Annotated in this window: 4 protein-coding genes and 1 pseudogene; 1 reads left to right on the forward strand and 4 read right to left on the reverse strand. The window is 42.2% G+C overall.

The window, feature by feature from the left end:
* Positions 1–262 precede the first annotated feature (262 nt).
* Positions 263–478, reverse strand: coding sequence for a hypothetical protein (locus AC2VE5_RS24665; protein ID WP_486890252.1), 216 nt, complete (start codon positions 476–478; stop codon positions 263–265).
* A gap of 310 nt (positions 479–788) precedes the next feature.
* On the opposite strand from AC2VE5_RS24665, the gene AC2VE5_RS24670 reads away from it, so the two are divergent.
* Complete coding sequence (locus AC2VE5_RS24670) at positions 789–1,187, forward strand: nuclear transport factor 2 family protein (protein ID WP_486890253.1); 399 nt, start codon at positions 789–791, stop codon at positions 1,185–1,187.
* Between the two features lie 543 nt (positions 1,188–1,730).
* On the opposite strand, the gene AC2VE5_RS24675 is transcribed toward AC2VE5_RS24670, so the two are convergent.
* From AC2VE5_RS24675 to AC2VE5_RS24685, 3 genes and pseudogenes are all read right to left on the reverse strand, one after another.
* Positions 1,731–2,105: a HEPN domain-containing protein gene (locus tag AC2VE5_RS24675; protein WP_486890254.1), complete on the reverse strand. Its 375-nt coding sequence runs from the start codon at positions 2,103–2,105 to the stop codon at positions 1,731–1,733.
* Complete coding sequence (locus AC2VE5_RS24680; RefSeq protein ID WP_486890255.1) at positions 2,102–2,428, reverse strand: nucleotidyltransferase domain-containing protein; 327 nt, start codon at positions 2,426–2,428, stop codon at positions 2,102–2,104. The genes AC2VE5_RS24675 and AC2VE5_RS24680 overlap by 4 nt, the downstream gene beginning before the upstream one ends.
* A gap of 72 nt (positions 2,429–2,500) precedes the next feature.
* Positions 2,501–3,673 (reverse strand): annotated as a pseudogene (locus AC2VE5_RS24685) (helicase-related protein); the annotation flags it as partial.
* Between the last annotated feature and the right edge of the window lie 129 nt (positions 3,674–3,802).

Here is a 3,802-nt window from a genome sequence, read left to right on the forward strand (position 1 = left end):
GCCGTTGTGGATGAAGCCATTTTTTACTATTCTTTCTGACCCGCATTTTGGACAGTTTAGCTTCTCTTCACTCATACAACTCTCTCTACATAATCTTTCCACTTATCCTTACATATTTGGCACTACCAAATTAAGTTCATTTATCTCCTAGAACTAAATGCGCGATCGCACAAAGAACGCTCAATACTTGCGATCACTTGCTAATTGCTTCCTGTTCCACCCATCACGCCTTGACTTGGGGCTGCTTTGGATGTTTGGTATACTACCAAGCCCAAGCAATCAATACTGCCTGTAATGGTACCCGTCCCCAATAAAGTAGTTGATTTTGAGGAACACCATCGAGCTTAATATTATGCAAAGCCATAAGTAATAATTTACAAATACTAGAGACAAAATTATGCCTACCAAGAGTAATAAATAATATTATTTCAATTCTTAACAATATGTACGGTTTTGCGGTAGTTTCTAAATTGTTCATGAACATACACCGAAGTTCCCCGCCTCTGACTGGTTTGAAACAGACGAAGGAAAGAAGTTTATTCGAGACATAGTTCAAAGTTTTTAATTCTAACTCAATCTATGAGTAACTTGAGGACTGTATAAGTATTGAGGTAGAAAGTTGTTTGCAGGTGTTGGTTTAAGCTGCTGCGAGCGACGAGCTAACAAGCCCGCTGCACCGGAACGTATTAATATGGTTGCTGAGTTTCAAAGTTTATCTGCGTCCGGTGAGCGCGAACGTTGTGCTGCTTTCTTGTTTTGACTACATTCGTATTGTATGGTGAATAATTATGATTTCAAATCAACAGTTTCTGCAAAATTTATACGATGCCTTTAATAAACGCGAGATTGAAACAATCATCTCGCTGATGCGCCCAGATGTGAAATGGGCGAACGGATTGGAAGGCGGTTTCGTTTATGGACGCGACGCGGTGCGCGAATATTGGATTAATCAATTTAAGGATATTCAACCGGAGCTTAAGACCTTAAAATTCGAGACGGACGAAAACAATCGGAACATTGTCACCGTTCATCAAATCATCAGAGATTTACAAGGTAATTTACTCGCGGATGCCACAGTTCCGCAAATCTTCACCATTGAGGATGGTTTAATTAGTCTTTATGAAATTGGCGATACCGACACAATCCAAGAGATGATTCAGAAAACGAGAGCTTCCAACGAGCAATGATGTTTTGACTCTCAGTTTCAGCAATCGCGTTTTACCAAACATTGGTTTTTGAAAATAATGGCGCAGCACAACAAATCAATGGACGTGAGGGCGAAACAGCTACTCTTTAAAAACTTGCGTGGTTCCTTTCGGCTTGCGCGTGGTTGGTTTCGCCCCACGTTATCTCAACCGTTATGTGGGACTCCTGACCGACACTCCTTATTATCTGCTATTGAGGGCATCGGCAAGATAGCTCTTAATTACATTCCTAAGAATCCTACTTATAGGGGTGCGAGGATCATTGGAACCGTAAACCGGGTTAAGGGTGATTGCCACCGACTCGGTTAAGTGATTCTTGCGCTCAAAATAAAACTGCCATTGTCACTGATTACCCAAAACCCTTGTAACTTAAGAGTTTTGGCTTAAGGGTGTCTCAGAAAAAACCATATTCACAAGCATCAGGGGGAGAAATCCACAGAACGGTTAGCGAACAAAACGACTATACAGCAAGCATTTTATCCTTAACCTGGTTTATGGTTCCAATGCTACTTGCACCCCAATGTATCAGTTGAGGTTCTGGAGGGCTGTTGTCAAAAAGTCTTGTGCCTGAGAGATTAAGATTTCAGCATCTTGTTGAGATAAGTTAGGCTGGGGATCGTAATCAGCACGAGTACGCTGTGCTTGGGCATCAATCAGTTGGCGATGATATTGGGCAGGCACTTTACCAGGGCGAACTAAATATTGTCCAAAAGCACTAATGACGGCAGCATGGCTTGAAAAAGCAAGTCCTTCTCGATCTAGCAGTGCCTCTGCAATATAGAACATAGCGTAATAGGCGCGGGAAACCGCAAAGTCGTGAAACCCTCGTTCCATTAAATTTTTTGCTGCATCCATGCTACGCTGGGATTTTTCCAACAGGGCTTGTTGCTCTGGAGTCAAACTCTAAGCCCTTCCTGGCGAATATTTTTTAAGAGTGGAGAGTTCTCAGTTTCAAAGCGGGAGCGCGCCAAAAACAGTCGAGAAATAAGAACATTGTGGTCTAAACAGAGTTGGGCAATGAATTGACTGGTACGAGCAATTTCTAGACTGGCATCAACCGGATCTTGCAGTACAACTAATACATCTATGTCTGAATTTGCTGTAGCGACTCCTCGTGCTTGTGAGCCAAACAAAATGACGTGAAAAAGACGCTCTTTGTATTCTTTTTGAAAGTATTTTTTTAGAATAGTCAGAATATCTTGGCACAATTGAACTTGAGGCATAAATATCTTTAAAGAGTTTTGTCTAAATTGTTACTTTATATTGTTTATAAACTGGAACTACTCACGTTAATTTTAACAAGTTAAAGCAATTTCGATTAACTGTTTAAACAAAGGATCGCCAAAGTTCATAAATCGCACTGAAGGCTTCACGTCAAATACTTCTGGGAAAAAAGTTACAGCATATTTCTTATCTTGAAAAGTAAGCTGCCAAGTCCGATGGTCGCTAGGTGTTTGCGAAGCATGGTCGCAGAGCATACCGCCGCAGGCATCGCAAGATACCTCAAAAATAGCGCCTTTAGACTTCAATAAAGCCGATGTAGTAAATAGCTGCTCAATTTGTTCTGTCGTGAAAGGTGATGAAGGAATAGGCTGGCGAATTTCTGCTAAATCCGCTTCCACATCTATGGCTACCATATCTTCTATAGCTAAACCCGTAGGCGGTGTATCTAAAATAGATTCAAATTGAGACAGCAATACATCTTCTTCTTCGGGATCGGCACTCATAACTGCCTGCTCAATAAAGGTGGGAACCTGCGCCAAAATTGGTTGCAAGTTACCAACAACCGACGTAAAGGCACTAATGCGATCGCGCAGCTTCCGATAAACCTTTGCTTCTACCGTCCCATCATAGTAAAAGTTATGAATTGTCACCGTAGGGTAGACTTGTCCAATCCGGTCAATGCGCCCAATCCGTTGCTCTACCCGCATCGGATTCCAAGGCAGATCGTAGTTAAACAACACGCCGCAAGTTTGTAAGTTCAGCCCTTCACTAGCAGACTCGGTGCAGAGCAATACTTTAATTTCCCCATCCCGAAAACGGCGCTTAATATCTTCTTTAGCTATAATTTGCTAACTACCATCAATACATAGTTCGCCGCCGCGACCAGAATAACAACCAACAAAGCTACCGTAGAGTTGTTGTAGGGTAGAACGCAGATAGTCCATCGTATCGGTGTATTGAGTAAAGACAATCGCGCTCTCCCGATTAGTTAATTCTTGGCGCAGCGTGGTTATAAAATGCGAAAGCTTAGTATCCTCTCCGGTATTCTCAAACTGGCGCAATAAGTCTTCAAGGTACTGGATCTCTTGGGGGTCTACAGGTTCAAGGTAAGCTTCTAGTCCAGTAATTACTGCATCATCCGCTTCTTCTAAGTCTGCCAGGTCGTCGCTAGTAATGCTGCTACCATGCTGAGTAATAAAGGTATCTAACCGCCGTTGCAAAGATTCGCGGATGGCATAAAAAGAACGGTAGTGCCAAATATGTAAGGATAAGTGGAAAGATTATGTAGAGAGAGTTGTATGAGTGAAGAGAAGCTAAACTGTCCAAAATGCGGGTCAGAAAGAATAGTAAAAAATGGCTTCATCCACAACGGC

The organism is Aliterella sp. E5.1, from assembly GCF_057473825.1.